At 65.9% G+C, this 25,346-nt stretch carries 26 protein-coding genes and 4 tRNA genes; 11 read left to right on the top strand and 19 right to left on the bottom strand.

All coding sequences use genetic code 11. The annotated features are described in order from the left end of the window. Positions 1-22: 22 nt before the first annotated feature. From ACWDUN_RS04025 to ACWDUN_RS04065, 9 genes are all read right to left on the bottom strand, one after another. Positions 23-604: a hypothetical protein gene (locus tag ACWDUN_RS04025; protein WP_449924866.1), complete on the bottom strand. Its 582-nt coding sequence runs from the start codon at positions 602-604 to the stop codon at positions 23-25. Then, the gene (locus tag ACWDUN_RS04030) at positions 604-837 is read right to left on the bottom strand and encodes a hypothetical protein (protein ID WP_449924867.1); all 234 of its coding nucleotides are present in this window, start codon (positions 835-837) and stop codon (positions 604-606) included. Before ACWDUN_RS04030 ends, ACWDUN_RS04025 begins: the two co-directional genes overlap by 1 nt. Continuing rightward, positions 834-1,511 carry a DUF6315 family protein gene (locus ACWDUN_RS04035; protein WP_449924870.1) on the bottom strand — a complete coding sequence of 226 codons (678 nt, stop codon included), beginning with the start codon at positions 1,509-1,511 and terminating at the stop codon, positions 834-836. Before ACWDUN_RS04035 ends, ACWDUN_RS04030 begins: the two co-directional genes overlap by 4 nt. After that, positions 1,508-1,891, bottom strand: a complete 384-nt coding sequence (locus ACWDUN_RS04040) for a hypothetical protein (RefSeq protein WP_449924873.1) — start codon at positions 1,889-1,891, stop codon at positions 1,508-1,510. Before ACWDUN_RS04040 ends, ACWDUN_RS04035 begins: the two co-directional genes overlap by 4 nt. Before the next feature lie 145 nt (positions 1,892-2,036). Further along, positions 2,037-2,111: transfer RNA gene (locus ACWDUN_RS04045), tRNA-Val, on the bottom strand. A gap of 12 nt (positions 2,112-2,123) precedes the next feature. Further along, positions 2,124-2,197 (bottom strand) — tRNA-Cys (locus tag ACWDUN_RS04050). Between the two features lie 27 nt (positions 2,198-2,224). Next, a tRNA-Gly gene (locus ACWDUN_RS04055) sits at positions 2,225-2,297 on the bottom strand. Positions 2,298-2,392: 95 nt separating this feature from the next. Beyond that, complete coding sequence (locus tag ACWDUN_RS04060; protein ID WP_449924876.1) at positions 2,393-2,788, bottom strand: DUF6636 domain-containing protein; 396 nt, start codon at positions 2,786-2,788, stop codon at positions 2,393-2,395. A gap of 44 nt (positions 2,789-2,832) precedes the next feature. Continuing rightward, a complete protein-coding gene (locus ACWDUN_RS04065) occupies positions 2,833-3,846 on the bottom strand; it encodes an alcohol dehydrogenase catalytic domain-containing protein (protein ID WP_449924879.1) in 1,014 nt (337 codons plus the stop codon). A 148-nt stretch (positions 3,847-3,994) separates the two neighbouring features. On the opposite strand from ACWDUN_RS04065, the gene ACWDUN_RS04070 reads away from it, so the two are divergent. After that, a tRNA-Val gene (locus tag ACWDUN_RS04070) sits at positions 3,995-4,066 on the top strand. 180 nt (positions 4,067-4,246) lie between these two features. Continuing rightward, on the top strand, positions 4,247-7,570 hold the full coding sequence (locus ACWDUN_RS04075) for an EAL domain-containing protein (protein WP_449924882.1): 3,324 nt from the start codon (positions 4,247-4,249) through the stop codon (positions 7,568-7,570). Positions 7,571-7,576: 6 nt separating this feature from the next. On the opposite strand, the gene ACWDUN_RS04080 is transcribed toward ACWDUN_RS04075, so the two are convergent. The 3 genes from ACWDUN_RS04080 to ACWDUN_RS04090 all read right to left on the bottom strand — a co-directional run bounded on the left by ACWDUN_RS04080 (position 7,577) and on the right by ACWDUN_RS04090 (position 9,636). Continuing rightward, entirely contained in the window at positions 7,577-7,945 is a 369-nt protein-coding gene (locus ACWDUN_RS04080; RefSeq protein ID WP_449924884.1) for an STAS/SEC14 domain-containing protein, read from the bottom strand. 21 nt (positions 7,946-7,966) lie between these two features. Continuing rightward, positions 7,967-8,320 (bottom strand): ferredoxin, encoded by a 354-nt coding sequence (fdxA, locus tag ACWDUN_RS04085; protein ID WP_449924887.1) that lies wholly within the window; start codon positions 8,318-8,320, stop codon positions 7,967-7,969. Between the two features lie 71 nt (positions 8,321-8,391). Then, positions 8,392-9,636 carry a sulfotransferase family protein gene (locus tag ACWDUN_RS04090; protein ID WP_449924890.1) on the bottom strand — a complete coding sequence of 415 codons (1,245 nt, stop codon included), beginning with the start codon at positions 9,634-9,636 and terminating at the stop codon, positions 8,392-8,394. 27 nt (positions 9,637-9,663) lie between these two features. Between ACWDUN_RS04090 and ACWDUN_RS04095 the strand changes: the two genes are divergently transcribed. Both ACWDUN_RS04095 and ACWDUN_RS04100 read left to right on the top strand, forming a co-directional pair. Then, positions 9,664-10,239, top strand: coding sequence for a TetR/AcrR family transcriptional regulator (locus tag ACWDUN_RS04095; protein ID WP_449924893.1), 576 nt, complete (start codon positions 9,664-9,666; stop codon positions 10,237-10,239). Continuing rightward, positions 10,236-11,339, top strand: a complete 1,104-nt coding sequence (locus tag ACWDUN_RS04100; RefSeq protein ID WP_449924896.1) for a DUF1214 domain-containing protein — start codon at positions 10,236-10,238, stop codon at positions 11,337-11,339. Before ACWDUN_RS04095 ends, ACWDUN_RS04100 begins: the two co-directional genes overlap by 4 nt. On the opposite strand, the gene ACWDUN_RS04105 is transcribed toward ACWDUN_RS04100, so the two are convergent. From ACWDUN_RS04105 to ACWDUN_RS04125, 5 genes are all read right to left on the bottom strand, one after another. Next, positions 11,333-12,568, bottom strand: a complete 1,236-nt coding sequence (locus ACWDUN_RS04105; protein WP_449924899.1) for a DUF445 domain-containing protein — start codon at positions 12,566-12,568, stop codon at positions 11,333-11,335. The two genes, ACWDUN_RS04100 and ACWDUN_RS04105, sit on opposite strands and share 7 nt — an antisense overlap. Then, positions 12,565-13,224 carry an Abi-alpha family protein gene (locus ACWDUN_RS04110; protein ID WP_449924902.1) on the bottom strand — a complete coding sequence of 220 codons (660 nt, stop codon included), beginning with the start codon at positions 13,222-13,224 and terminating at the stop codon, positions 12,565-12,567. The genes ACWDUN_RS04105 and ACWDUN_RS04110 overlap by 4 nt, the downstream gene beginning before the upstream one ends. A 199-nt stretch (positions 13,225-13,423) precedes the next feature. Next, on the bottom strand, positions 13,424-13,549 hold the full coding sequence (locus ACWDUN_RS04115; RefSeq protein WP_449924904.1) for a hypothetical protein: 126 nt from the start codon (positions 13,547-13,549) through the stop codon (positions 13,424-13,426). Between the two features lie 36 nt (positions 13,550-13,585). Further along, positions 13,586-15,946 carry a phosphoketolase family protein gene (locus ACWDUN_RS04120; RefSeq protein ID WP_449924907.1) on the bottom strand — a complete coding sequence of 787 codons (2,361 nt, stop codon included), beginning with the start codon at positions 15,944-15,946 and terminating at the stop codon, positions 13,586-13,588. 42 nt (positions 15,947-15,988) lie between these two features. After that, positions 15,989-18,481 carry a glycogen/starch/alpha-glucan phosphorylase gene (locus ACWDUN_RS04125; RefSeq protein WP_449924910.1) on the bottom strand — a complete coding sequence of 831 codons (2,493 nt, stop codon included), beginning with the start codon at positions 18,479-18,481 and terminating at the stop codon, positions 15,989-15,991. Between the two features lie 81 nt (positions 18,482-18,562). On the opposite strand from ACWDUN_RS04125, the gene ACWDUN_RS04130 reads away from it, so the two are divergent. The 4 genes from ACWDUN_RS04130 (at position 18,563) to ACWDUN_RS04145 (ending at position 22,403) form a co-directional block, all read left to right on the top strand. Continuing rightward, positions 18,563-19,615 carry a phosphotransferase family protein gene (locus ACWDUN_RS04130; RefSeq protein ID WP_449924913.1) on the top strand — a complete coding sequence of 351 codons (1,053 nt, stop codon included), beginning with the start codon at positions 18,563-18,565 and terminating at the stop codon, positions 19,613-19,615. A 71-nt stretch (positions 19,616-19,686) separates the two neighbouring features. Further along, positions 19,687-20,571 carry an acyl-CoA dehydrogenase family protein gene (locus ACWDUN_RS04135; RefSeq protein WP_449924915.1) on the top strand — a complete coding sequence of 295 codons (885 nt, stop codon included), beginning with the start codon at positions 19,687-19,689 and terminating at the stop codon, positions 20,569-20,571. Further along, positions 20,558-21,640 (top strand): acyl-CoA dehydrogenase family protein, encoded by a 1,083-nt coding sequence (locus tag ACWDUN_RS04140; protein ID WP_449924917.1) that lies wholly within the window; start codon positions 20,558-20,560, stop codon positions 21,638-21,640. The genes ACWDUN_RS04135 and ACWDUN_RS04140 overlap by 14 nt, the downstream gene beginning before the upstream one ends. A gap of 1 nt (position 21,641) precedes the next feature. Further along, on the top strand, positions 21,642-22,403 hold the full coding sequence (locus ACWDUN_RS04145) for an enoyl-CoA hydratase/isomerase family protein (RefSeq protein ID WP_449924919.1): 762 nt from the start codon (positions 21,642-21,644) through the stop codon (positions 22,401-22,403). Here ACWDUN_RS04145 and ACWDUN_RS04150 read toward each other — a convergent pair. Together ACWDUN_RS04150 and ACWDUN_RS04155 are read right to left on the bottom strand one after the other, a co-directional pair. After that, a complete protein-coding gene (locus ACWDUN_RS04150) occupies positions 22,400-22,873 on the bottom strand; it encodes a DUF1990 domain-containing protein (protein ID WP_449924922.1) in 474 nt (157 codons plus the stop codon). The genes ACWDUN_RS04145 and ACWDUN_RS04150 overlap by 4 nt on opposite strands. A gap of 29 nt (positions 22,874-22,902) precedes the next feature. Beyond that, positions 22,903-23,589, bottom strand: a complete 687-nt coding sequence (locus ACWDUN_RS04155; protein ID WP_449924924.1) for a nitroreductase — start codon at positions 23,587-23,589, stop codon at positions 22,903-22,905. A gap of 92 nt (positions 23,590-23,681) precedes the next feature. On the opposite strand from ACWDUN_RS04155, the gene ACWDUN_RS04160 reads away from it, so the two are divergent. The 3 genes from ACWDUN_RS04160 (at position 23,682) to ACWDUN_RS04170 (ending at position 25,339) form a co-directional block, all read left to right on the top strand. Further along, positions 23,682-24,239 (top strand): TetR/AcrR family transcriptional regulator, encoded by a 558-nt coding sequence (locus ACWDUN_RS04160; RefSeq protein ID WP_449924927.1) that lies wholly within the window; start codon positions 23,682-23,684, stop codon positions 24,237-24,239. A 10-nt stretch (positions 24,240-24,249) separates the two neighbouring features. Beyond that, a complete protein-coding gene (locus ACWDUN_RS04165; RefSeq protein WP_449924930.1) occupies positions 24,250-24,867 on the top strand; it encodes a PaaI family thioesterase in 618 nt (205 codons plus the stop codon). A 61-nt stretch (positions 24,868-24,928) separates the two neighbouring features. Continuing rightward, positions 24,929-25,339: a TIGR02611 family protein gene (locus tag ACWDUN_RS04170; protein WP_449924933.1), complete on the top strand. Its 411-nt coding sequence runs from the start codon at positions 24,929-24,931 to the stop codon at positions 25,337-25,339. Positions 25,340-25,346: the final 7 nt, after the last annotated feature.

Consider the following 25,346-nt stretch of genomic DNA (forward strand, 5'->3'; position numbering starts at 1 on the left):
CAACTCCGAGAGGAGATTACGTCTAACCCGCAGCAATTGGGGGAGTGCGCAACTGGCTAACAACCCCGTCGTTGAGGTACGCCGGATCGATCACGTACTCGGATTCCTGTCGGTGCTCGTCGCCGATGTAGGCGAGCAGCCACGAGGGGTCAGCGGACACTGTGTAGACATCGCCGACGCCTTGCCCGAGGTCGCGCTGGGCGAACCATCGGGCCTGCCCTGTGTCGGTGGTCCAGGACATGCCGAATCGGCGGCCAGGATGGCAGCCTCGATAGAGGGTCACCGGCTGCTCGGGTCGGTCGGCGGGCTGACCGTCGTGCGTAAACCCGGCCTCTTCGAACAACTCGACCCAGATCGTCGGCGGGTCGAATCTGGTGGCCGGGAACTCGCACATCGCCCATACGTCGACAACGACAGCGGGGTGGTTCCAGATTTCGATGGCTCCTGCGTTGTACAGATCGAGAAGTAGTGCAGGGCCTTCGTTTCGACCGACGTCGCTGCACGCCTGGGTGAACAGTTCGGCGTCCATCGGCGCGCCGTCGAACTGGTAGTACCCGGCCTCATCGAGGTAGAGGCCGGGCACCCACCAGTCTTTGCGTTGCACTACTTACCTTTACCTGATCGCTTGCGGGCAGATGGCACCAATTCAAGGACGGGCGCCGGCTGTGCCTGCGCGGCGGCGGTGAACCGTTCGTAGGGTGGCCGAAGCAAGGTCACCAACGCGGCCAACTCGCTGGCCGTCAGATCGCGTGGTGCGAGGGTGTTGACCATCTCGCGGACCTCGGCCGCCAAAGCACGGCGGGCGACCTCGAATATCTGCTCAGGGTTGACGGTCACGAGCGTTCCGCTTTGTCGGTGAGTCGGCCCAGGTGCTCGCGGAGTTCGGCAATCTGCACCGCATCGAGGTTGTCGATAGAGCCTGTCACTTGTAGTAGCTCGGCCGTCAGCAGTTTGCGCTGATACTTGAGTCGACCAGCGTTCGACACCCGCAGGCAGTCAACGCAATCCATCTCCACCCACCACAGGCCGGTGGTGGAGTCCTCGTATTCCTGGTCGTCGCGGACCTCGGTGGGCGCGGTGAGATTGGTCTGGTCGCAGCGTTCGCTGTCGGGGTCGCAATCGAGTGTGATGCGCTCACCGCACAACGCGGTGACGATCTTTGACCCGTCCTGCCACGCGGTACGCGCTTCAGATATCCAGTAGCGGTGTTGCAGGTAAGGGTTGCGAGGCAATCCGAGCCGGTACTCGCTGCGGGCCCGGTCGACATCTTCGAGGCGGTCGACAGGTTCACCGCCCAGAGCCAACCGCTGGTAGTCCTCGGCATAGTCGCGGGCGGTATCAGAACGCAGCAGTGCGTGGCGCGTAATGGTGCCGCAGGCGGCGCATTTTAGGTTGCCCGTCATTCGATGCCAGGTCTGCGAATCCATCCGCTCGGGAACGGTGTTTCGGGCTCGTTTGTAGGTGCGGATCTGTCCGCACTGGCAACACAATGCCTGCTCGGGCGCGGTCATCGCTGCACCCACCCGTCCGCAATCGTCGTCGCCTCGATGAGTAGCGCGGACAGTTCGCGGGCCTGGGCGATGCTCAGTGTGGCATCGGAGCGACCCATTGCCACGTCGAGCAGGATGTCGACGCAACCGATGGACCCGTCGCGCCGCTGCTCGGCCGCCACGGTCACGGTCGGGCAGGACAACAGGTCAGTGCTGACAGGGATGTAACCGACCTGCTGGTAGACCTCGCGGACACCTTCGGCGTTCCACATGTCCGGTTCGGCACCGGCCGGGGGCACCGGATCGGAGGGGCAGTCGCGGGTGTGGGTGCCGATTCCGCCGCAGCAGGTGCGGGTCGCCGAATCGACAGGATGCGGATTGACCTCGGCTGTGAGTGTCATGCCGGCAGTGTGCGCCGGGGGACTGACAACTTCGGGTGTGGGCATTGGCGAGCAACCTCTCGGTGATGCCGAGAGCCGCTTCAATCCGTTTGGCACGTATTTGGCATGACAGCCGATCTATGCCGTTAAAACCGCTGGTAGAACGTGGTGCGCGATACTGGGATTGAACCAGTGACCTCTTCCGTGTCAGGGAAGCGCTCTCCCGCTGAGCTAATCGCGCCGGGTCCAACTATGGAGGTGGAGACGGGAATCGAACCCGTGTGCACGGCTTTGCAGGCCGTTGCCTCACCACTCGGCCACTCCACCATTGGGGTTGATGCCACTGCACCTTCGAGCGGATGACGGGATTCGAACCCGCGACCCTCACCTTGGCAAGGTGATGCGCTACCAACTGCGCTACATCCGCGTGCTCCGAGTGAGATCGTCACCCGGTGCGGATCAGAACATTAGTCCAACCCCACGCGTAACTACAAATCACCTGAAACATGCAGGCAATCAAGCCTAAAACACCTGGTAAACCTGCCGTGAGATCGAGAAGCCCTGCCCGGTGCCGGTGTTCTGGCACGACATCGCGCTCTCGGTGCTGGTGCAACGCAGCGATCCGCGGGTGATCGATTGCCCGTAATCGAGCACATCGGGACCGCCCAGCGTCGTATCCCCAGCACAGACGAATGTCGCGGGCTCGCCGAGCGACAGCGCGATGCCCTGGCCGTAATCAAACTCACAGTCGGCCGGCCGCGGCGGCGTTGCCCAATCATGCTCGGCGATATCGCAGCGCACGTAATCGGCATCCAGGACGCAGCCCACGTTGCCGCTCGGCGAGGAGAAATGCGCGAGGTCGTCCGCCGCGGCCGGGGCCGCGACCACCGCCGCCGCGGCACCCAACGAGGCCGCCATGCTGAAAAGCCGAAGGGTCATGGCCGCGAATCTATCGCTCCTGCTCAGACCGTGAGCACCATTCGGTAGCGGGCCTTGCCGGTGTCCATCGCCGCGTAGGCCTCGGCTGCCTGGGCCAACGGCATCTCCTGGATGCGGGCGCGCACCCCGGACTGCACGGCGAACTCCATGGTGTCCTCGACATCGCGCGCGGTGCCCGACGGGTGCCCGGTCACGCTCAGTCCGGGGGAGATCAGCTGCATCGGGCTGATCGGCAGCGGGTCCGGTGTCACGCCGACGACGATCAGCTCACCGCGCGGCAGCAGCCCGCCGATGGTGTCGGCCATGGCCTGGGAGTTGGCGGCCGTGGCGAGCACCACCGAGACGCCGCCGAGAGCCTGTAGCGCCTCGGCGACGTCACCGGCCTTGGAGTCGACGTAGTGATGCGCGCCCAGATCCAGGGCGTCCTGCTTCTTGTCCGCGCCGCGGGCGATCGCGATGGTCTCGAAGCCCATCGCGCGGGCGAACTGCACCCCGAGATGTCCCAGGCCCCCCACGCCGAGCACGGCCACCCGATCGCCGGGCTTGGCCTTCGTCTCGCGCAACCCGTGGAACACCGTCACACCGGCGCATGCCATCGGGGCGGCCTCGGCAAAGGACAACGCGTCGGGGATGCGGGCCAGCGCGTTGGCCGGGACGGTGACCGATTCGGCGTACCCGCCGGGGTAGTGCCAGCTGGGGATCTGGGCGTTCTCGCAATGGATGAAATCGCCCTTGCGGCACTGCGTGCAGTGTCCGCAGTGCCCGCCGAACCAGCCGACGACCACGCGGTCACCGACGGCGAACCCCTGGACACCGTCGCCGAGCTCGGCGACGGTGCCGGCGATCTCATGTCCGGGGGTCACCGGCCAGGTGAGGTTGGGGAAGGCGCCGTTGACGAATGCGTGGTCGGTGCCGCACACCCCGCAGGCCTGTACGGCGATGCGGACGTGATCGCGGCCCGGTGGCGCGGTGTCCACTTCGGTCAGTTCCAGCGCTGCGCCGGCCGATGCGACCTGAACCGAAAGATGTCGTGCCATCTCAATCCTCACTGTCGGGGCTGTGCTGACCTATGTCTACCCGCGCATGGGTCGACACGCAGCCCCGTTCGAGGTGAATATGGCGCCACCATGACCAGGGGATTCCAGCTGGCCGGTAGGCGCGTGCTAGTCTTCCTCCTCGTTCCCCGGTCTCGTAGCTCAGGGGGAGAGCGTCCGCCTCACACGCGGAAGGTCACTGGTTCGATCCCAGTCGGGACCACAACAAAGCCGCCCGCATGGGCGGCCTTTTCCATGGGCGCCGGTAGTCACCGACCTCCGCACGCGCGGCATTCTCCGCAAAGGTAAGCCTTTGCTATCGACAAGATCATCGGCGGATTCGCCTCGCGGTGGGCCGGCTGCGCGCATGCTATTAATTGACGCCTGCGATGAATGGGGTGCGATGGCGCGACGTGCACGTTCGGCGATGATCCTCTGCGGCTTCGCGGTGGCCTATGCGCTCGCCATCGTGGCGGGACGCGCGACCCGGCTGGGCGGTGGGGAGGTCGCACTGGCATGGCCGGCGGCGGCGGTGGCAATCATATGGCTGCTCGCGGTGTACCGCCGCGGACCGGTGGAACGCGGTGCCCATATCGCGGCCCTGGCGGCCGTCACCTTCGCCACCAATCTCGCCACCGGCGCACCGCTCGGCCTGGCCGCCTGGTTCGTTCTGGTCAACCTCACCCTCGCCGTGGTGACGGTGTACCTGCTGCAGTGGCGAGGCGCCAGGGCGGTGCTGCGTGATCCGGTGGACCTGGCCCACCTGATTGCCGCGGTGACCGGCGCTGCGAGTTGTGCGGCGGTACTGGCCACCGCCTACTTGTCCGCGAGCGGTGATGGCCGCATCTGGGAGACGTTCGCCCTGTTCGTCGTGCGCAACGGAGCATCCGCCCTACTCGGTGTGTCCATCTATCTGCGGTTGCGTGACGTGGCGTGGCAGCGCCCCAAGATCACGGCCGCCGCGACCGCCGAGGCAATGGCCGTCGCAGCGGCTGTGGCCGTGGTGTTCGTCTGGACGTTCTGGGCCAACACCGGTATGTCACTGGCGTTTCTGAGTCTCGTACCGGCGATGTGGTTGGCGCTGCGATACAGCACCACGGTGAGCACGATGTTCCTCGCGCTGGCCGGCGCATGGATCATCTACGCGACACTGTCGGGCCGAGGGGGTTTCGCGGTCGCGGACCCGCAGACCCGCGCGCTGCTGGCGCAGACGATGGTGTGCAGTCTGACCATCGTCACGTTGGCGCTGTCGCTGTACCGCGATTCCCGGGCACGACTGATCACCCAGTTGGAAGCGGCGCGCGACCGGGCGGATCGAGACTCGCAGATGTTGGGCGCCGTCTTGGACAGCATCCACGACAGTGTCGTTGTCGTTGCTCCGGACGGAACGGTCGTGCTCGAGAACGCGCAGGCAAGCGAGTCGCATCTGGTGACGGATGTGTTGTCTGTTGCCGAACGGCCGGATCCGACCGTCGGCGAAGGTGCCGGCGCCGCCGCGCGGCGGGACGTCATCGTCGCGTCGCACGACGCCCGAGTGATCGAGCTGACGGCCGCGCCGCTGGCAAATCGATCGCGCCACAAGGTCATCGCGTTCCGTGACGTAACCGACGAGCGCAAGAATGCCGATGCCCTCCGGGAGGCGCGCGACCTGTTCGCCGGTGTCCTTCAGGCCGCGTCCGAACAGGCGATCATCGGCACCGACCCCTCGGGAAGCATCACGGTGTTCAACAACGGCGCCGAGCGATTGCTCGGCTGGGCTCGATCCGAGATGTTGGGCCGCACCTTGCTCGACATCCACGACGTGGCCGAGGTCGGGGCTCGCGCCGTGGAATTGGCTGTCCCGGTCGGTTTCGAGGTGTTCACCCGCCGGGTCTCGCCGGAGCGCGCCGAGGTTCGCGAATGGACCTACGTCCGGCGCGATGGTGCCCACGTCCGGGTGAGCCTGGCGGTATCCCAGATGGTCGATCCGGTGGGCGCCTGCTCGGGATACATCTTTGTCGCAACGGATATCACCGAACAGAAGGCGGCCGAGCAGGCGCTGGCGGAGAGCGAGGAGCGATTCAGGCTGGCATTCGACACCGCACCGGTGGGAATGTTCCTGTTCGACGTCGCACCGGGATCGACCGGGCGAATCACCCGGTGTAATCAGGCGATGGCGAAACTGATCGGACGGCGGGTGGGTGAGGTGCCCGGCATGCTCGTCACCGATCTGTGCGATGACGACAGTGATTCGTGCCCACAGAGTTTGGGGCGGCTACCTGCCCTCACGATCGGTGACCGGTTCGAGGCCGAGGTGGCCCTGCAGCGCGCGGACGGCTCCGTGGAGTGGGGTTCGGCGTCCGCCTCGGTCATTGCCCCCCGCGGGTCCGTGCCGTACGGCATCTGCCTGGTTGAGAACATCACCGCCCGTAAGCAGGCCGAGGCGACGTTGCAGCACATGGTGTTGCACGACCAACTGACCGGGTTGGCCAATCGAGCGCTGCTGATGGACCGCGTGGACCGCGCGCTGACCGAAGCGAAACGCGATGACTTCGGTGGTGTCGGGGTGATCTTCCTGGACCTCGACGGTTTCAAGGCCGTCAACGACACATGGGGTCACGGTGAGGGTGACGAGGTGTTGACCGTGGTGGCCCAACGGATCCAGTCCGCCATCAGGTCGAATGACACCGCGGCGCGACTCGGCGGGGATGAGTTCGCCGTGCTGTGCCCGGGTATCGCGGAGGCAGCACAGATCCAACGGGTGGCCGAACGCATTCGCGCCGAGGTTCGACGGCCGATACAACTGTCCACCGGCCACATCTGTGACCAGTTGTCGGTAAGCGCGGGCGTGGCGACATCGCAGTCGGATTCCACCGCAGAAACCCTGTTGCGGCGTGCGGACGCGCTGATGTACCAGTCCAAGCGCAGCGGCAAGAACCGCATCACGTCGGGCGGTCAGTTCGAGCAATCGGCGATGATGGCCGCGTCGCAACTGATCTCGGAGTTGGAGCGCGCCGTGCGCCTCGGCGAACTCGTCGTGCACTTCCAGCCGATCGTGGACCTGGCGACCGGTCGCTGCGTCGCCATGGAGGCACTGCTGCGCTGGGACCATCCCGAGCAGGGTCTGCTGCGACCCGACAGATTCCTTGCCGTCGCGGAGAACTCACCACATATGCCGGCGATCGGTCGCTACGTGCTGAACGAGGCCTGTCGCCGAGCCGCACAGTGGACCGGGTCATTGGCTTCGGCGGCCATCCACGTCAATGTCTCCGGACGTCAGCTCGAAGTCGGCGATCTGCACTCGGATGTCATGACGGCGTTGCAAGACTCTCAGCTGAGCTCGGACCGGCTGGTCCTGGAACTGACGGAGACCTACGCCGGTCGCATCGCGCATTCCGCCAAGGCCGACCTGGAGCGTCTGCGTGATGCCGGTGTGCTCATCGCCATCGATGATGTCGGCACGGGGTTCAGCGGTTTGGCGAAGATCGTCGACCTGCCGATCGACATTCTCAAGATCGACAAGCAGTTCATCGCCGGGTTGCCCGATGATGCGCGATGTGCCGCGGTCACTCAGGCGGTGCTGAGCCTGGGTACGACTCTGGGGCTGTCGATCATCGCCGAAGGTATCGAGACCGTGACGCAGTGCGAGCTGCTGATGGATTGGGGTTGTGAACTCGGGCAGGGTTTTCTGTTCGGGCGCAGCACCTCGCTGTGTGCAAGTGACCCCGACGAACTGGCAACCGGCTGAACCGTCTCAGCCGGCAGCCCACTGTTTGGCCTTCTCCAGATCCTCTGGGCCGAAGACCTCGATCTCGCCTGGATAGATCCAGCCGATCGCGTGAACGGTGTGCATGATCCAGTCCCGGTCGGCCACCACGGCGATCCGCTTGAATGCCGAATGGTGGTGCAGTAGTGCGCCCAAACCCATCTTCAGGTCCTCAGTCAACCCGCCCGGACCGAAACCCGCATAGTCGGGCTCGATCACCTCGACGATCCGGATCTCGCCGCCGGCGGCGATCTCGTCCATCGTCGGCTTGAAGGCGCGCATCTGATCACCGTCGACCCGGCCGGACACCCGGATCCCGGTCACGCCCGCCGGCATATCGGTCAATACCTCAATCATGTGCTCCAGCATCCCTCGCGATCAGTGCGCCGGCGCGTCGCGCACCGGCTGCGCCGCCACCAGCGGGGTGTCGACGCCGACCCGACCCACCTCATGGGCGCCGCCAGGGGATCCCAGCGGCGTGTCGCGGCCGGGCAGCACCGACTCGAAGAACGCGGCATTGTCTGCCAGATACGGCATTTCGTCATCGGTCAGGTCGGATTCGTACACGATCGCGTCGACACGGCAGGCGATTCGGCAGGCGCCGCAGTCCACACATTCGTCGGGATTGATGTACATCGACCGCGCGCCCTCGTAGATACAGTCGGCAGGGCACTCGGCGACACACGACTTGTCCATCACATCGATACACGCGGAGCCGATCACGTAGGTCATGGCTCGACGGTAGGAGAATCGCACCCGCAGGCGCCGGAGTCCAAAGGCACCGGAGAAAAGGACTTTGGTCCTCAGTCGAGGAAGCGCTCGTAATAGGCCGCGAAGCGTGCCCGCAGTTCATCCTCGTCGAGGCCGAACATCGCCGCCGAGGTGGCGACCCGGCCCAGCCTGCCACGGCGATGGCCGTGCAGGTACGCCTCGATCGCCGTGCGCGCAGGCTCGTCGAACGATTCGCCGGCCAGGTCGTAGAGCCCACGAGCCGTGCCGGATTCGTCGGCCATGAAGTCGTCGAACCGGATGTCGATCGACCGCTGCGGCGAAATCGTATCGCGTTGTCGCACACAACCGTCCAGTAGCGATCCCAGCCGCTGCACCCACGCCGCGGCAATGCCCGGCACGTCCACCCGATCGCTGTACATGCGCGCGCTGTAGGTGATCATGGCGATCATCGACACCGCCACGGGCAGGGGATCGCGGTGGGTGAAGGCGACCACGACGCCGGGGAACACCGCGTCGAGGACCTCGATCTGCTCCAGATGCTGCGGTGACTTGAGCACCCACCGGCGCCCGCCCCGCAGGAACTGCAGTGCTTTGAGCTGCATGCGCAGGTACTCATACGATCCGGTCTGGTCCTGGGACCGGTAGTACGCGCTCCACCGCGGCACATGGGCCAGCGTCTCCATCAGCATTGTGGAGAAGTCGTTGGCCAGCAGTTGAATCTCCTCGTGCGCGTGCTCGGTGGTCATCTCGTGCATCAATGCGAAATGCGGCATCAAAGTGTCCATGACCTGTACTGCCGTGTCCATGCGGGTGATCCGCGGATCGGGCACCTGGCCGGATTCGGCGGGCAGCGGGTACGGTTCCACGCCCTCCCAGTAGGGCAGGCTGCGGAAGGTGGGCGCCGCCGCCAGCATGTTGTGCAGATGTGTGGTCCCGGTGCGCGGCAGTCCTGCGATGACGACCGGTGGGATCAACTCGATGTCGTGGATCTCGGGATGGCGGGTCAACAGATCGGTCAGCAGCAGTCGGTTCTTGAGCCACTGCACCAACTGCGAGTGAAAGTTCACGATGCCGGGACCGTGCATGTCGATATCGCGCAACTCGGTCAGGTAACGGTCCAGGCGGTCGCGGTAATCCGCGGCGCCGAAGTCGTCGAGACCGGTCGCCTCACGGGCCCGGTCGTGCAGTACGTCGGAATCGAGGGGGCACTGAGCTGCCATCGAGTCCATGACATCCCGGATCTGTTGTGCCGCTGCGCTGTACCGCGGTCGCGCGAGGTCGTCGAGCTCGACGACAGCAGGTGTGGTGTCGGTCACACGGTTTATGTTACTCTGAGTTTCGTAATGAGGACAGAGATCGGTCGACCCCGCGATCCGCACATCGATGCCGCCGTCCTGCGTGCGACGGTGGAGCTGATCGGTCAGACCTCTTACGCGGATCTGACCGTCGGCGCCATCGCCGCCCGGGCCGGTACCAGCAAGCCGGCGATCTACCGGCGCTGGCCCACCAAGGCCGCACTGGTGCACGAGGCGGTCTTCCCGCTGGGGGAGGGCACCGAATTGCCGGTCAGCGGCGTGGTTTTCGACGACGTTCGCCAGATGCTGCGCCGCACGCTGGCGGTGCTCAGCACTCCGGCGGCCCGCGCTGCGCTGCCCGGTCTCATCGCCGAGATGGCCGCCGATCCCGCTCTGCATGCCGCGCTGCTGGTGCGCTTCGGCGACATCCTGGAGCGTGACCTCGGTACCTACCTCGCTTCGGCCGTGGCCCGCAAGGAGGTGCGAGCCGGTGTCACCGCCACCGATCTGGCCGAATCGATCGCCGGAATCACCCTGCTGGCAGTGCTGACCCGCGGCACCGCGCCCGACGACGGCTGGCTCGAACGCACCACGACCCTGATAGTGAGAGGAATCTCGGCATGACACACGAGTCACAGCGCGCGTGGCGAGAACTGCTCGACACCCTGCGTGGCCTGGATGATTCCTTTTTGACCGGGCCGAAGGCGGTAACCGACGACCGGCATGTGGCCGACGGTTATCGCATGCTGGCCACCACCCTGGGGGTGGCGCTGGACACCTACCTGTTCGCCGATCCGAGCCGTCCGCTTTGGCTGGAGGTCAACTCGCCGTGGCGGCCGGACCGCCGCTGGGGAGGGGACAACACCGACGCCATCTACCACATGTGCCCGGTCGATCCGACCCGCCGCTACCGCATCAGCGGCAATCGCGGTGACAGCGTGTACTTCTCGGTGACGGCCTACAACGAACCGGCGCCCGGCGCTTGGTCGGACCGCATCGTCGCGCTGCTGCGCGATGACGATATGGACTTCGATGCGGATGGCAACTTCTCCTTCGAGTTCGGACCGGTGGCCGACGCTGCGGTGCTGATGACGCGGGACTATCAGGCCGATCCGCACACCGGCAGACCGGTGACCTGGAACATCGAGGCGCTGGAAACGCCGGAACCGTTCCGCCACGGTGACGAAGAGACCGCGGCCGCGCTGCGTTCGACGGCCACCTGGCTGAAGACCATGTTCGCCATCGTGCCGATGGCCGTCGGCGTGCGGAACGCCGACCAGCACAACCTCGGCCATGTCACCGATATGGCCGCCAACGATTTCGCCGCGCCGTATCAGGTGCCCGACTTCAACTTCGGTTGGTCGGCGCGTGACGCCTGCTATTCCTATGGCAGCTTCGACCTCGCCGAGGACGAGGCGCTGGTGATCACGCACCGCCCACCGCCGTGCCGGTTCTGGAACCTGGTCGTCTGGAACCAATTCATGGCGGTACCGGGCGTGCGCGATGCCCGCAGTTCGGTCAACGGGCACACCGCGGTGCCCAACAGCGACGGTTCGGTGACGGTCGTGGTGTCGCGGGGGCAGACCGCGCACCCGAATTCGCTGACCACCCTGGATTATCCGCGTGGCAACCTCGCGTTCCGGTGGTTCCTGGCCGACCGCGTGCCCGACAAGCCACAGGTGCGCCTGGTCAAGGTCGGCGACGCGCCAACCGCACCTCAGTGAGCCAGCAACAGGATCAGCTGCAGTTGCAAATCACCGCACAGGAATCCGAGCGCGGCACCGAGGACGACGATGATCCACTCGTCGTCCTTGAAGGCCGGCCGGAGCAGATTCTCGTAGGACTGTGAGTCAAGATCGTCCATCTTCTCGACCATCACGTTCTCCAGATCGAGCCGGCTCGCCGCGTATTCCTCGATATAGGACGATGTTTCGGGCAGCTTCTCGATGATGGAGTTGGCGATCTGAACCTTCATCTCCTGGTACTGGCGGCCGCCGAGGACGTTGATGACCCGGCCGGCGAATCCCATCTGGCTGTCGATCGTCCGGCCGATCTCGGTCTGGATGATGTCGAAGAACTTGTCCGACATCGGCCCGGTGAGCAGGCTCTCCATGATGGCCTTGGGAGTGAAGATCTCCCGTGCCATCAGCGCGGCGTAGCCCCGGATGACCTCTTTGCGGCGGGCCTGGAAGACACCCTGCCACTTGATACCGAGGAAGATGTTCTTGCGTTCCAGCGGCCGGAAGATCATCTGCAGCGCCACCCAGTCGGTGAGGCCGCCGGTCAGCAGGCCGAACAGCGGCAGCGCCAGATGCCAGCCGGTGAAACCGAACACCAACATCTGGACCACGCCGATGATGAACCCGAAGTACAGCCCCGACCTGATCAGAAAGGTGAACGCCGGGCGGCCGATATCCTCGAAAACGGAGTTCAGCGTGGCCTTGTCGCGCACCAGGTTGGTCACGACCATGTGCTTGATATCGAAAATCTGGTCGACCTGGCCGCGGAATTCCTCGAACATCCCGCGTGCGGCCGTGGGGATGCGACCCTCGACATTGGCGACGATCAGATCCTTGACCTGGTCCGGGGTGGCCCGCCACACCTGCGGCTGGAACGACATCATCATGGTGTCGACCAGTTCCTCGGCGGCCTCGCGCAGCGGGTCGCCGAGTTCGGCGACCAACTCGTCGGGGTCGATCTTGTCGAACAATTCCTCGGGTTTGAGAATCCCCGATGTCAGCGAATCCACGGCCACGGCAGCCATCTTCGGTGCTCGCCGGGGTATCTGCCCCTGCCAGCCGAGGTAGGGTTTGATGCCCTTGAACTCGACCGGATAGAACATCATCTTCAGTGCCAGGATCTTGGTGATCCAGCCGACGAACGCCGCCCCGAGCGGGATCGTGAAGTACACCCACAGCGGATAGGAGAAGGCGTTCGCCCAGAAGTCGGTCATTTCGCTGCCTCCCACAACTCTTGGCCGAGATCGCTGATACGAACAGTGCGCCGGATGACACGGGCGCCGCGAACCCCGCGGCGCGCGGTGGCCAGCGCGATGTTGACCACCGAATCGGTCAACAACATCTCGTACTCGTCGTACATCGAGGACGCTTCGGGGCCGAGCCGCACCAGGCCCAGGCGCAACATCCTGGTCAGATACAGCGGGGTGTGGCGCGGCAACGACACTCCGGCGGATCGACCGACGGTCGAGGCGTTCTTCAACGCGAACGACGGCGCCGCACCGGTGCCGGGTTCGGCCACATGGATCACGGGATAGGCGGATCCGTCCGATAGCGCAGCGAGAATGCGGGCCTCGTCGGGGACCAACGATTCCAGCAGATCCAGATACAGCGCGTCACGGCTGCGGTCGGGACTGCTGTACATGGAGCGGTCCAGCAGGCGACGCAGCACGGTGTTCGGCGACTCGGGGTCGTCGTCCTCGGCGGCTTCGACGGCCGGCGGATCGAGGTCGGCCAGATGTCGCCGCGCGACCCGGACCGCGGCGCGTTCGGCTTCGGCGAGCAGCGGCAGCACGTCACCGGCGAACGGCGCCCGTCTAACCACCGCGCCCAGCAAGCTCAGCCCGCCGCCGATCAAGCCCTCCAGGTCCACGCGTAGCACACTAATTGCACGCCACCGCAAGGGTGCAGAATCTTCCGCTTCAGTAGATCCGTGTGCGAAATGCGCACGCTATCGGCCTGCCGAGCCGCGCTCACGGCCGTTGCGCTGATCTCGCCGGCAAACGTCGGATCGGTGGAGCAAACCCTCGTGCAGGGATGCGCGGGCGTGGGATTTCGAAGCGCCGACGGCGTTAGCGGTAGGCGAGCAGCAGTGCGATGGCCAGGATGGTGAGCAGCACGGATGTGATGATCGGCACAAGTACCCAGGTGCGCATTGCATCACCGCGCGCGGAATTGTTCTTCGCCGGTGTCCGCATGCGGTATCGGTTACCCGAATGTCGCAATGGGAAACGTCAGTCGAGTCGCTCCCACGTCCACCCGGAGATGGCGGGGTCGTCTTCGCCGTGCTCGCGGGTGTACAGCCGCGCGGCCAGCCGGGCGTCGACCATCTCCTGACGCAGCCCGGCGGCCTTGCTGCCCAAGCCGTCCACCCGGTCGATCACGTCGAGCACGAGATGGAACCGATCCAGGTCGTTGAGCATCACCATGTCGAACGGCGTGGTGGTGGTCCCGCGCTCCTTGAAACCGCGCACATGCAGTTGGGCGTGATTGGCATGCCGGTAGGCCAGCCGATGGATCAGCCAGGGATATCCGTGGTAGGCGAAGATGATCGGCTTGTCCGTGGTGAACAGCGCGTCGAACTCGTAGTCGGACATGCCGTGCGGATGCTCGCTCTCCGGCTGTAACCGCATGATGTCGACCACGTTGACCACCCTGACCAACAGGTCGGGCAGCCGGCGGCGCAGGATGTCGGCTGCGGCAAGCGTTTCCAGCGTGGGGACATCACCGGCACAGGCCAGCACCACATCGGGTTCGCCGGTGGTGTTCCCGGCCCACTCCCAGATGCCGGCCCCGCGGGTGCAGTGTGCGACGGCCTCGTCCATGGTCAGGTAGTTCAGGCCCGGTTGTTTACCGGCCACGATGACGTTGATGTACTGGCGGCTGCGCAGGCAGTGATCGGCCACCGACAGCAGCGTGTTGGCATCCGGCGGCAGGTACACCCGTACCACTTCGGGTCGCTTGTTGGCGATGTGGTCGATGAAGCCGGGGTCCTGGTGTGAGGCACCGTTGTGGTCTTGGCGCCACACATGCGATGTCAGAAGGTAGTTCAACGAGGCGATGGGCCGTCGCCAGTCGAGGGTGTTGCTGCTGTACAACCATTTGGCGTGCTGGTTGGCCATGCTGTCGACGATGTGCACGAAGGCTTCGTAACAGCTGAAGAAGCCGTGCCGCCCGGTCAGCAGATAGCCCTCCAGCCAGCCCTGGCACATGTGCTCGGAGAGCACCTCCATCACACGGCCGTCCGGCGCGAGGTGCTCGTCATCGGGGGATTGCTCTGCCTGCCAGACCTTGTCGGTCTTGTCGAACACCGCCGCCAGTCGGTTGGAGGCCGTCTCGTCCGGACCCATCAGGCGGAAGTTGTCCGGGTTCTGCGCGATGACATCACGCAGGTAGGTCCCCAGCACCCGGGTCGCCTCACCGGTCGCCGAGGCCGGGGTGGGAACGTCGACGGCGTGGTCGACGATGGACGGCAACTTCAGATCGCGCAGCAGCGCCCCACCATTGGCGTGCGGATTGGCACTCATCCGGCGACTGCCCGCCGGTGCCAGGGCGCGCAGGTCGGCCCGCAGCGCACCGGAGGAGTCGAACAACTCCTCGGGCCGGTAGCTGTGCAGCCACTCGCGCAGCGCCTCCAGATGCTCGGCGTTGGTGCGTGTTTCCGACAGCGGCACCTGATGCGAGCGCCACGTGCCCTCGACCTTCTTGCCGTCCACCTCGCGAGGTCCGGTCCAGCCCTTGGGGGTGCGCAGGATGATCATCGGCCACAGCGGCCGACCGGTCTGCCCGTCCTCGCGGGCGGCGCGCTGGATCGCGCCGATCTGGTCGAATGCATCGTCGAGGGCTTCCGCCAGCAGTCGGTGCACCTGCGCCGGGTCGTCACCGGCGACGGTGATCGGCACATAACCGTAGCCGCGCATCAACGCGTCGAGTTCCTCGGCCGGGATGCGGGCCAGCACTGTCGGGTTCGCGATCTTGTACCCGTTCAGATGGAGGATTGGCAGCACCGCGCCGTCGCGCACCGGGTCGAGGAATTTGTTGGAATGCCAACTCGCGGCCAGTGGTCCGGTCTCGGCCTCGCCGTCGCCGACGACGGCGGCCACCACCAGGTCGGGGTTGTCGAACGCCGCGCCGAAAGCGTGCACCAACGCATAGCCCAGCTCGCCGCCCTCATGGATGGAGCCAGGTGTCTCGGCAGCGACATGGCTGGGAATACCACCCGGAAATGAGAACTGGCGAAACAGCTTTCGCAAGCCGTCGATATCCTCGCCGATGCCGGAGTACACCTCGGAGTAGGTGCCCTCCAGGTACGCGTTGGCCACCAGACCGGGACCGCCGTGCCCGGGCCCGGTGATGTAGATGACGTCGGTGTCGCGTTGGCGGATGACCCGGTTCAGGTGCGTGTACAACAGGTTCAACCCCGGTGTGGTGCCCCAGTGTCCCAACAGCCGTGGCTTGACATGCTCGGCGGTCAGCGGCTCACGCAGCAGCGGGTTGTCCAACAGATAGATCTGCCCGACGGACAGATAGTTGGCAGCTCGCCAGTAGGCGTCGAGTTGGGTGACCTCATCATCGGACAGCACAGTGGACGTCATACCTATCGGCCTACCACTTTCGGAGGAGGTTAAACACGGTCGTCATTTCTCGTTGGTGACCGGAACCGCGTGCACACCCCAGATGTCGTCACAGTATTCGGCGATGGCCCGGTCGGAGCTGAACTTGCCGCTGCGGGCGGCGTTGAGGATCGACATCCGCGACCAGGCGTCGCGGTCCTGCCAGGCCGCGCTGACGCGGTCCTGGCACTCGACATAAGAGGCGTAATCGGCGAGCACCAGGAACGGGTCGTCGTGGATCAGGTTGTCCACGAGCGGCCGGAACACCTCGGTGTCACCATGTGAGAAGTGGCCGCCGGCGATCAGGTCGAGCACGGCCCGCAACTCCGGGTTGGCGGCGACGCGGGAGGAGGGCTGATAGCCCGCGTGCTTGAGTGCCTGTACCTCGTCGACCGTGAGCCCGAAGAGGAAGAAGTTCTCCGGGCCGGCCTCCTCGCGGATCTCGACGTTCGCACCGTCGAGCGTTCCGATGGTCAGCGCGCCGTTCATCATGAACTTCATGTTCCCGGTGCCGGATGCCTCCTTGCCGGCCGTCGAGATCTGCTCGGACAGGTTGGCGGCCGGGTAGATCAGATGGGCGTTCTGCACGTTGAAATTCGGCAGGAACACCACCTTCATGAAGCGGTTGACCTCAGGGTCGAAGTTGACCATGTCACCGACGGCGGTGATGAGCTTGATGATGCGCTTGGCCAGGAAGTAGCCGGGCGCGGCCTTGCCGCCGAAGATGTAGGCGCGCGGCGCCATGTCGATACCGGGATTGTTCTTGATCCGCAGGTACTGGGTCACGATGTTGAGCACGTTGAGGTGCTGGCGCTTGTACTCGTGGATGCGCTTGACCTGGATGTCGAACATCCAGGTCGGGTCCAGCTCGACACCGGTCTCGGCATGGACGAACTCGGCCAGCCGGGACTTGTTGGCCCGCTTGACATCCCGCCACTCGGCACGGAAGCCGTCATCGTCGATGAAGGCCTCCAGACCGCGCATCCGGTCCAGGTGGGTCAGCCATCCGTCACCCACGGTGCGGTCCAGCAACTGGCGCAGGCCCGGGTTGGACAGGGCGACGAAGCGCCGCGGTGTGACACCATTGGTCTTGTTGGAGAAGCGCTCCGGCCACAGCTCATAGAAGTCCTTGAGCACGCTGTCCTTGAGCAACTCCGAATGCAACGCGGCGACACCGTTGATGGCGTGGCTGCCGACAGTGGCCAGATGGGCCATCCGCACGGACTTGGCACCGTTCTCACCGATCAGCGACATCCGGCGCACGCGTGCCTCGTCACCGGGGAACTTGGCGCGCACCTCGTCGAGGAACCGGCTGTTGATCTCGTAGATGATCTCCAGGTGACGCGGCAGGCTCTCGGCGAAGATGCCCAGCGGCCACTTCTCCAGCGCCTCGGGCAGCAGGGTGTGGTTGGTGTAACCGAAAGTGGCGACCGTGATGGACCAGGCCGTGTTCCAGTCCAGGCGACGCTCGTCGACCAGCAGGCGCAACAGTTCGGCGACGCCGATGGAGGGGTGAGTGTCGTTGAGTTGCAGGGCGAACTTCTTCGGCAGATCATGCACCGACGCCTCGGCCAAGTCGTCCATGATGTGCAGCACATGCTGCAGCGAGCACGATACGAAGAAGAACTGCTGCAGCAGTCGCAGTCGCTTGCCGGCCTCGGGCTCGTCGTTGGGGTAGAGCACCTTGGTGACGGTCTCCGAGGTCACCTCCTCCTCGACGGCCTTGTAGTAGTCGCCGGTGTTGAAGGCCTCCAGCGCGAAGGACTGCACGGCCCGCGCGCTCCACAGCGTCAGCACATTGCAGGTCTTGACGCCGTAGCCCTGGATGGGGGTGTCATAGGCCACGCCCTGGATGATGCGCTGCGGGATCCAGCGCACCCGTGCCACACCGGCGTCGTCGGCATAGCGCTCGGTGTGACCACCCCACAACACCGGGTAGTGCACATCGGGTTTGGCTATCTCCCAGGGGTTTCCGTTGATCAGCCAGTTGTCGGTCTTTTCGACCTGCCAGCCGTCGTGGATCTCCTGATCGAAGATGCCGAACTCGTAGCGGATGCCGTAGCCGATGGCCGGGCGCTCCAGGGTGGCCAGTGAATCCAGATAACACGCGGCGAGGCGGCCCAGCCCGCCGTTACCCAGGCCGGGCTCCTCCTCGCAGGCCAGGATCTCTTCCAGGTCCTGTCCCATGTCGTTGAGCGCGGTGCGGGCCGCCTCCTCGATACCGAGGTTGAGCAGGTTGGCGCCCAGTTGCGGACCCATCAAGAACTCGGCGGACAGGTAGCAGGTCACCTTGCTGCCGAGGTCCAGCGACGTCTGGGTGGAGGCCACCCGGTTGTCCTGCATGCGATCGCGCACCGCGAGAGCCAGAGCCCGGTAGTAATGCTCCGGGCGCAGCGCGGCGGCCGGGCGGCCGATCGAATACCGGATGTGATCGTTGATGGCCCGTCGTAGGGCGTCCGCCGAGAGTCCGGTGCGGCTGGGTTCGTAGGCGGAAGGCGGCGCGACGAGGTCGGTCATGATCAAAGTCTCGCAGCACCGCGTGCACGGCGCGCGCTCAATGAGCGTCGGCCGGGTTAACGGATGTGAGACGCTGCCGGGATGTCCGGTGTTCCCGAACTCGTCGAGGTCCTGCCCCAGCATCGATTCGATGAGGAGGCGCTGCGCCGATATCTGGCCGGCCACGGTATCGACGGTCCGCTGCAGATCCGCCAGTTCCAGGGCGGCCAGAGCAATCCCACCTTCCATTTACACAGCCCGGCAGGCGAATTCGTGTTGCGTAAGAAGCCGCCGGGTGCGCTGTTGCCCAAGGCCCACGATGTCGGCCGCGAGCACCGGGTGATGTCGGCGCTGGCCGACAGTGACGTCCCGGTACCGCGGATGCGGGTGATGTGTGACGACGATTCGGTGCTGGGCACACCGTTCTTCGTGATGGAGCATGTGCCGGGCCGGATCTTCCCGGACCGGGTGTTGCGCGACGCGACGCCGGACGACCGCGCCGCGGTCTATGCCGATCTGGCGCGGGTGCTGGCGCGGTTGCACCGGGTGGACTGGCGGACCGCCGGGCTGTCGGACTTCGGCCGTCCCGACGGCTATCTGGCCCGGCAGGTGGCGTTGTGGACGCGGACCTGGGAGACCGTCAAGGTCGAGGAGTGTGCCGAGATGGACAGCCTCGCCACCTGGCTGCCCCAACATCTGCCCACCGCCGACGAGGCCTGTATCGCCCACGGTGACTACCGGTTGGGCAACGTCTTGTTGCATCCGACCGAACCACGCATCGTCGCGGTGCTCGACTGGGAACTGGCCACCATCGGCCATCCCATGGCCGATCTCGGATACGCCGCGATGACCTATCACCTGCCCGGTGACACCGACCCGTTGATGGGGGTCGAGGGCGAGGATCTCACCGGCACCGGTATCCCCGACGAATCCGAGTTCGTTGCGGCGTACTGCCGGGAGGCGGGTCGCGACGTGCCCGATGACCTGCCGATCTTCGTCGTGTTCTCGATGTTCCGGCTCGCCTCGATCGTGGCGGGCGTGTGGCGGCGCGGACTCGACGGCAACGCCTCGGACGCGCGCGCCGGCACCGATCTGTTCCGCGACCGCTATCGCGGCCTGGCGCAGCGGGCATGGAGGTTGGCCGGCGGGCTGTGACAAACACCCTTCTGGTAGTAAAGTTCTGGCCAGATGAGAATCGGATTCTCCAGAAAGGATAGGCTCCTCTCATGGATGTTCGGCTGACCAGCGAGCAGCAGCAACTTCGGGATGCCGCGGCCAAGCTCGCCGACGACCTCGGGCCGGGCGCGGTCGGGGAGCTCGGGGACGACCGGCGCGTCGCCCGGCTGGAGAAGACGGTGGACGCCACCGGCTGGCGTTCGCTGCGTTCCGACGGCGCCTCCGGTGTCGAAGTCGCCATCGTGGCCGAGGAATTCGGTCGCGGACTGGTCGATGTGCCGTTCCTCGGCCCGGTGCTGGCCGATGATCTGGGGCAGACCGGTGCGACCATCGTCTTCGGGGACCATGCGCCGGACGCCCGCGGGATCCCGACGGGTGTGGTGCTCGACGGTGCGGCCGTCGGCACGGTCGCCCTCGGCGCCGCGACACCAGGTGTGGACCTGACCCGCTGGCAGGCGGCGGCCGGCGAACGCACTCCGGCCGGTGTGCTCGACGACGACAAGACGCAACGCGCCCACGCGCTGGCGTTGGTGGTCACCGCCGCCGACATCCTCGGCGCCGCGCGCGGCGCCTTCGACCTGGCGACCGACTACGCCAAGGTCCGCGAGCAGTACGGCAAGGCCATCGGCTCCTATCAGGCGATCGCGCACATGTTGGCCGAGAGCCTGGTGCTCATCGAGGGCTCGGTCAGCATCCTGCGTTACGCGGCCTGGGCCGTCGACGAGGAGGCATCCGGTGTCGCGCTGGAGGCGGCGCGGGTGGCCAAGGTGTACTGCGCGAAATCGGCGCACACCATCTGCGAGACGTCCATCCAGGTGCACGGCGGTATCGGCAACACCTGGGAATGCGCGGCGCACGTCTACCTGCGCCGGGTGCTGGTGTCCACCGGTCTGTGGCCGGTGTCGTTGAAGGAGATCTCCGTTGGACTTTCGTGACTCCGAGGCCGAACTCGCCTTCCGGGAACGGCTGCGCACCTGGCTGACCGAACAGGCGCCCAACTTCCCCAAGACGACCGAGGAGTACTGGGCCCGGCAGGGCGAGTGGCACCAATCCCTGCATGCGGCAGGATTTTTCGGGGCGACCTGGCCGAAGAAGTTCGGCGGCCTCGAACTGCCCGCGGTCTACGACGTGATCGTCGACGAGGAGTTGGCGCGCGCCGGAGCCCCGCCGCGACCGAGCCTGGGTTATCTGGTCACCGGCCTGGGTCGCCACGGCAGCGAGGAGATCCAACAGCGTTTCCTGCCCGGCATGATCGACGGCACGCAGCGCTGGTGCCAGGGCTTCTCCGAACCCGGCGCCGGATCGGATCTGGCCTCGCTGACCACCACCGCCACTCTCGAGGGCGACGAGTACGTCATCAACGGGCACAAGATCTGGACGAGCTATTCCGACGTCGCCGACTGGTGCCTGCTGCTGGCCCGCACCGAGAAAGATGTGCCACGGCACAAGGGCATTTCAGCATTTCTGGTGAACATGCATCAGCCCGGGATCGAGCAGCGACCGTTGAAAATGATCAACGGCGTCAGCAACGAGTTCGGCCAGGTGCTCTTCGACGGCGCGCGGGTGCCGGCCAGTCAGATGGTCGGCAATCCCGGCGACGGCTGGGCGCTGGCGATGACCGTCGTCGGCCACGAACGCGAACCGTCCACACTGGGGTACGCCGCCCGCTATGAGAAGACCGTCAACCAGTTGGCGCGCACGGGCGAACCCGGCGACGAATTGGCCTGGGCCACTGTGCAAGTGCAGGTGCTGCGCCAGCATGTGCGCCGCCGGCTCTCCGAACAACTCGACGGAATCTCGCACGGCCCCGAGGGTTCCATCGACAAACTGCTGATGACCTGGGTGGAGCAGTCGGTCGGCCACGCCGTGCTGGCCCAGACCGGCACCAGCGATCCCGACCTCTTCAGCACCTACCTGTACAGCCGCTCGCAGAGCGTCATGGGCGGCACCTCTCAGATCCAGAAGAACATCATCGCGGGACGAATCCTCAGAATGGCGGTGTGACATGTACGACATGCCCAACGAGATCCAGGTCGAGGCCGACGGCCCGCTGCGCATCATCACCCTGAACCGGCCCGACGAACTCAACGCCGTCAACGACGACCTGCATGTCGGCCTGGCCCGGATCTGGGGCCGGCTCAGCCAGGACCGCACGGCCCGGGCCGCGGTCATCACCGGCGCGGGCAAGGCCTTTTCGGCCGGCGGTGACTTCAACTACATCCAGCAGATCAGCCAGGACCCCGATCTGCGTGCCAAGACCATCGCCGACGGCCGCGAGATCGTGATGGGCATGGCGCGCTGCCGCATCCCGGTGATCGCGGCCGTCAACGGTCCCGCGGTCGGATTGGGCTGCAGCGTCGTCGCGTTGAGCGACATCGTCTACATGGGGGAGCGGGCGTTCCTGTCGGACCCGCACGTGCAGGTCGGTCTGGTCGCCGCCGACGGTGGACCGCTGGTGTGGCCCATGCAGATGAGCATCCTGCAGGCCAAGGAGTATGCGCTGACCGGTGCCCGCATCCCGGCGCAGAAGGCCGTCGAATTGGGTCTGGCCAACCATGTCGTCGCCGACCCGCTCGCCGAGGCGCTGGCGGCGGCCAAGAAGATCCTGGAACTGCCGCAGAAGGCCGTGGAATCCACCAAGCGCATCCTGAACATGCAGTTGGAACGTCAGGTGCAGATCACCCTGGACTACGCCACCACCGCCGAGGAGCTGACGTTCGGCACCGACGAACTCAAGAACAACGTCGCCAAGTTGTTGGGCAACTAGACCGCCGTCAGATAGCGGCGGGTGATCACCCGCTGCGCCAGTCGGGTCACCGGCCCGCCCAGCTTGCTCCACCACGTCGCATGCCGGGCGAACGCAGTCACCTCGGCGTGCACCGACCCGTCGGCCGGGTCATAGCGCACGGCGAACAGTTCCTCACCGGACTCGGGGTGCCCGGGCAGCGTGCCGTAGGCGAATCCGCGCCGGTCGATGTCGTCGAGCACGTACACCACCCGGCACGGCGCCCGCAGTGGCCAGAATCCGACCGTCACCTCGGCGCCCACGTCTGCGGCCTCGGCATCGGCGCGCACCAGCACCCCCGCGCCGCGCTGCATACCCCAGTGCATGACCGCGTCGGCGGCCTCCTCGAACCGGGCCCGGCCGTGCCCGATCACTGCGCCCACGTGGACGTGCTGGTAGCCGTCGGGCAGCGGCCCCTTGGTCGCACCGACTTCCGGATAGGTCAGGTCCACAACTCCACTATGGCAGTGCGCTCATCGCGTCAGCGGTGAAACCGCGTCGTCTCGGCCAGACTCGCGCGCGGTACCCGCAGACCGTTGACCGGCGCAGCATCATCGGCGTAGCCGAAGGCGACGCCCACCAGGAGTCGGCGGTCCGGCTCGACACCGAGTTCGTTGCGCACCGTGTCGGCGTAGAAGGACAGCAACCCCTGTGGGCACGAAGCGATTCCGTGCGCGGTCATGGCCAGCAGCAGGGTCTGCAGATAGATCCCGACATCGGCGGCGATGCGCGCCTCGGCGGTGCTCGGGGCGAAGATCATGGCGACATGGGGTGCGCCGTAGAAGCGCAAGCTCTTCTTGTTGTAGACATCCAGCAACGCGGCGTCGTCACGGTCGATGCCGAGGGTCTGGTAGAGATGCGCGCCGAACTGCTTGCGCCGGTCGCGCAGCACGTCCCGATACATGTCTTCGCTGTAGGGGAAGTCCAGTGAGATCTGGCCGGCCTTTCCCGCGGCCACGATCGCGTCGGCCAGCCGTTGCCGCGCCGGGCCGCTGACCACCTCGACATGCCACGGCTGGGTATTGGAATTCGACGGAGCCTGGTTGGCCAGCTCGAAGACCGCTTCGATGGTGTCGGTGGGAACCTCGTCGGCCAGGAATGCGCGGGTCGCCCGACGGCTGCGGACCAGATGGTCGATGGACTGCGTCAGCGAATCCGTTGCGGACATCAACACTCCCTTGTGTACACGTTCTCGTTTACTTGAGTGCGATGTTAACCGAATCCCGGCGCCAAAGTAAACGTTGCCGTATAGTTCAATGGGTGGGGACATCGCGAGGAGGTCGCGAGCGGATCCTGGCGGCCGCGACCCGTCTGTTCGAGGCCGGCGGGATCAATGCGACGACGATGGAGCAGATCGCCGCGGCGGCGCCGGTCTCCAAAAGGACCCTGTACGCGCACTTTCCGGTCAAAGAGGATCTGGTGCTCGCCTATCTGAAGCACCTGTCCGAGGCCGGGCTCACCACCGAAAGCGTCCTCGAGCGACAGGACATCCCCGTGCGCGAGCGGATTCTTGCCCTGTTCCACATCGACCGACCGGACGGCCCGATCCGTGGCTGCCCGTTCACCGCGGCCGCCACAGAGTTCCCGGACCCGGCGAGCCCGGCACACGTCTACACCCGAGACCGCAAACAGGAGTTCACCGCGCGGCTGGCCGCGCTACTGCAGGAACTGGGTGTGCGTGACCCCGGCTCGCTCGCCGAACAGCTCGCCATCCTGGCCGACGGTGTCGCCGGCCGGGCCATGGTGTTCGACGATCCCGCACGGGCCGAGTACGCGCGCTCCGCGGCTGAGACATTGCTCGACGCGGCGGTGCAATAACGTTGGCGGCGTGACGACCGGCAGCGCGCATCCCGGCGGCGGATTCAACCCGCCCGAGCCCACCCATAGGGGCGGACCCGATTACGGACGGTTCATCGAGGCCGTCCGGACGCTGCAGGACCACGCCCGCGCCGCCGACGCACCCGACGAGGTGATCAGCGAGGCCGCCGATCTGGTCGAGAAGGTCGCGGCGCTGCTGGCACCGTATGAGGCCGACGAGTGGCATTCACCGTCGGGACGGCGGATGGATCTGCCCAACCGCGGCAACATCATGTCGGTACCGATGGATCTGCGCGTCACCGATGACCGGGTCAGCGGCACCGTGCAGTTCCGGCGCTACCACCTCGGCCGCAACGGCGCGGTGCACGGCGGTGTGCTGGGTCTGCTGTTCGACTCGTTGCTCGGCTACACCACCGCGAAGCTGACGAAGAGCATGTACCAGCGCACGGCGCACCTGGGCATCGACTACCGCAGAATCGTGCCGATCGGCAGGGAACTCCAGGTGGACGCCGGTATCGACCGGATCGAGGGCCGCAAGATCTTCGTCAGCGGACGATTGACGGACGGGCCCGACGTGCTGACCGAGGCCGACGCCCTGTTCGTCCGGCTCAAGCCGGGGCAGCCATGAGCGACGCTTGCGGAGCGAATCGACAGACGGCATGCGGGACCCGAGCCTGCGAGGGAACCGCATGAGCGACAAGCGCGCCTGGGCCCGCTGGCGTGACAAGCTGCGCGAACGGCCGATGGCCAATCTCGTGTACCGGAGCGTGGTCGGCGTCATCGGCACGGTCGTGCTCATCGTCGGCATCATCACCATCCCGTATCCGGGCCCGGGTTGGGCCATCGTCTTCCTCGGCCTGGGCATCCTGGCCACCGAGTTCCGGGCTGCGCAGGTCGCACTGCACTGGGTGCGGGAGCGCTACGACAAGGTGATGGCGTGGTTCGGCCGCCAGCACATCGTCGTCAAGGCGCTCAGCGCGGCCTTCACCGCGGCGGTGGTGGTGGTCACGTTGTGGCTGTTCGGCGCCGTGGGACTGGTGGCCGGCTGGGTCGGTATCGACTGGCCCTGGCTGAAGAGCCCGATCGGCATCGGGTCGTAGGTATTGC

It is taken from the genome of Mycobacterium sp. NPDC003323 (genome assembly GCF_053589535.1).

What these genes read in the sequence shown, in the direction of transcription:
- ACWDUN_RS04060 (WP_449924876.1), bottom strand. Translation starts at nt 2,788, where the DNA reads ATGGCGGCCTCGTTGGGTGCCGCGGCGGCGGTGGTCGCGGCCCCGGCC.
- ACWDUN_RS04035 (WP_449924870.1), bottom strand. Translation starts at nt 1,511, where the DNA reads ATGACCGCGCCCGAGCAGGCATTGTGTTGCCAGTGCGGACAGATCCGC.
- ACWDUN_RS04105 (WP_449924899.1), bottom strand. Translation starts at nt 12,568, where the DNA reads ATGACCGACTTCTGGGCGAACGCCTTCTCCTATCCGCTGTGGGTGTAC.
- ACWDUN_RS04075 (WP_449924882.1), top strand. Translation starts at nt 4,247, where the DNA reads ATGGCGCGACGTGCACGTTCGGCGATGATCCTCTGCGGCTTCGCGGTG.
- ACWDUN_RS04065 (WP_449924879.1), bottom strand. Translation starts at nt 3,846, where the DNA reads ATGGCACGACATCTTTCGGTTCAGGTCGCATCGGCCGGCGCAGCGCTG.
- ACWDUN_RS04040 (WP_449924873.1), bottom strand. Translation starts at nt 1,891, where the DNA reads ATGACACTCACAGCCGAGGTCAATCCGCATCCTGTCGATTCGGCGACC.
- ACWDUN_RS04170 (WP_449924933.1), top strand. Translation starts at nt 24,929, where the DNA reads ATGAGCGACAAGCGCGCCTGGGCCCGCTGGCGTGACAAGCTGCGCGAA.
- ACWDUN_RS04135 (WP_449924915.1), top strand. Translation starts at nt 19,687, where the DNA reads ATGGATGTTCGGCTGACCAGCGAGCAGCAGCAACTTCGGGATGCCGCG.
- ACWDUN_RS04145 (WP_449924919.1), top strand. Translation starts at nt 21,642, where the DNA reads ATGTACGACATGCCCAACGAGATCCAGGTCGAGGCCGACGGCCCGCTG.
- ACWDUN_RS04115 (WP_449924904.1), bottom strand. Translation starts at nt 13,549, where the DNA reads ATGCGGACACCGGCGAAGAACAATTCCGCGCGCGGTGATGCAATGCGC.
- ACWDUN_RS04130 (WP_449924913.1), top strand. Translation starts at nt 18,563, where the DNA reads ATGTCCGGTGTTCCCGAACTCGTCGAGGTCCTGCCCCAGCATCGATTC.
- ACWDUN_RS04080 (WP_449924884.1), bottom strand. Translation starts at nt 7,945, where the DNA reads ATGATTGAGGTATTGACCGATATGCCGGCGGGCGTGACCGGGATCCGG.
- ACWDUN_RS04155 (WP_449924924.1), bottom strand. Translation starts at nt 23,589, where the DNA reads ATGTCCGCAACGGATTCGCTGACGCAGTCCATCGACCATCTGGTCCGC.
- ACWDUN_RS04120 (WP_449924907.1), bottom strand. Translation starts at nt 15,946, where the DNA reads ATGACGTCCACTGTGCTGTCCGATGATGAGGTCACCCAACTCGACGCC.
- ACWDUN_RS04095 (WP_449924893.1), top strand. Translation starts at nt 9,664, where the DNA reads ATGAGGACAGAGATCGGTCGACCCCGCGATCCGCACATCGATGCCGCC.
- ACWDUN_RS04100 (WP_449924896.1), top strand. Translation starts at nt 10,236, where the DNA reads ATGACACACGAGTCACAGCGCGCGTGGCGAGAACTGCTCGACACCCTG.
- ACWDUN_RS04125 (WP_449924910.1), bottom strand. Translation starts at nt 18,481, where the DNA reads ATGACCGACCTCGTCGCGCCGCCTTCCGCCTACGAACCCAGCCGCACC.
- fdxA (WP_449924887.1), bottom strand. Translation starts at nt 8,320, where the DNA reads ATGACCTACGTGATCGGCTCCGCGTGTATCGATGTGATGGACAAGTCG.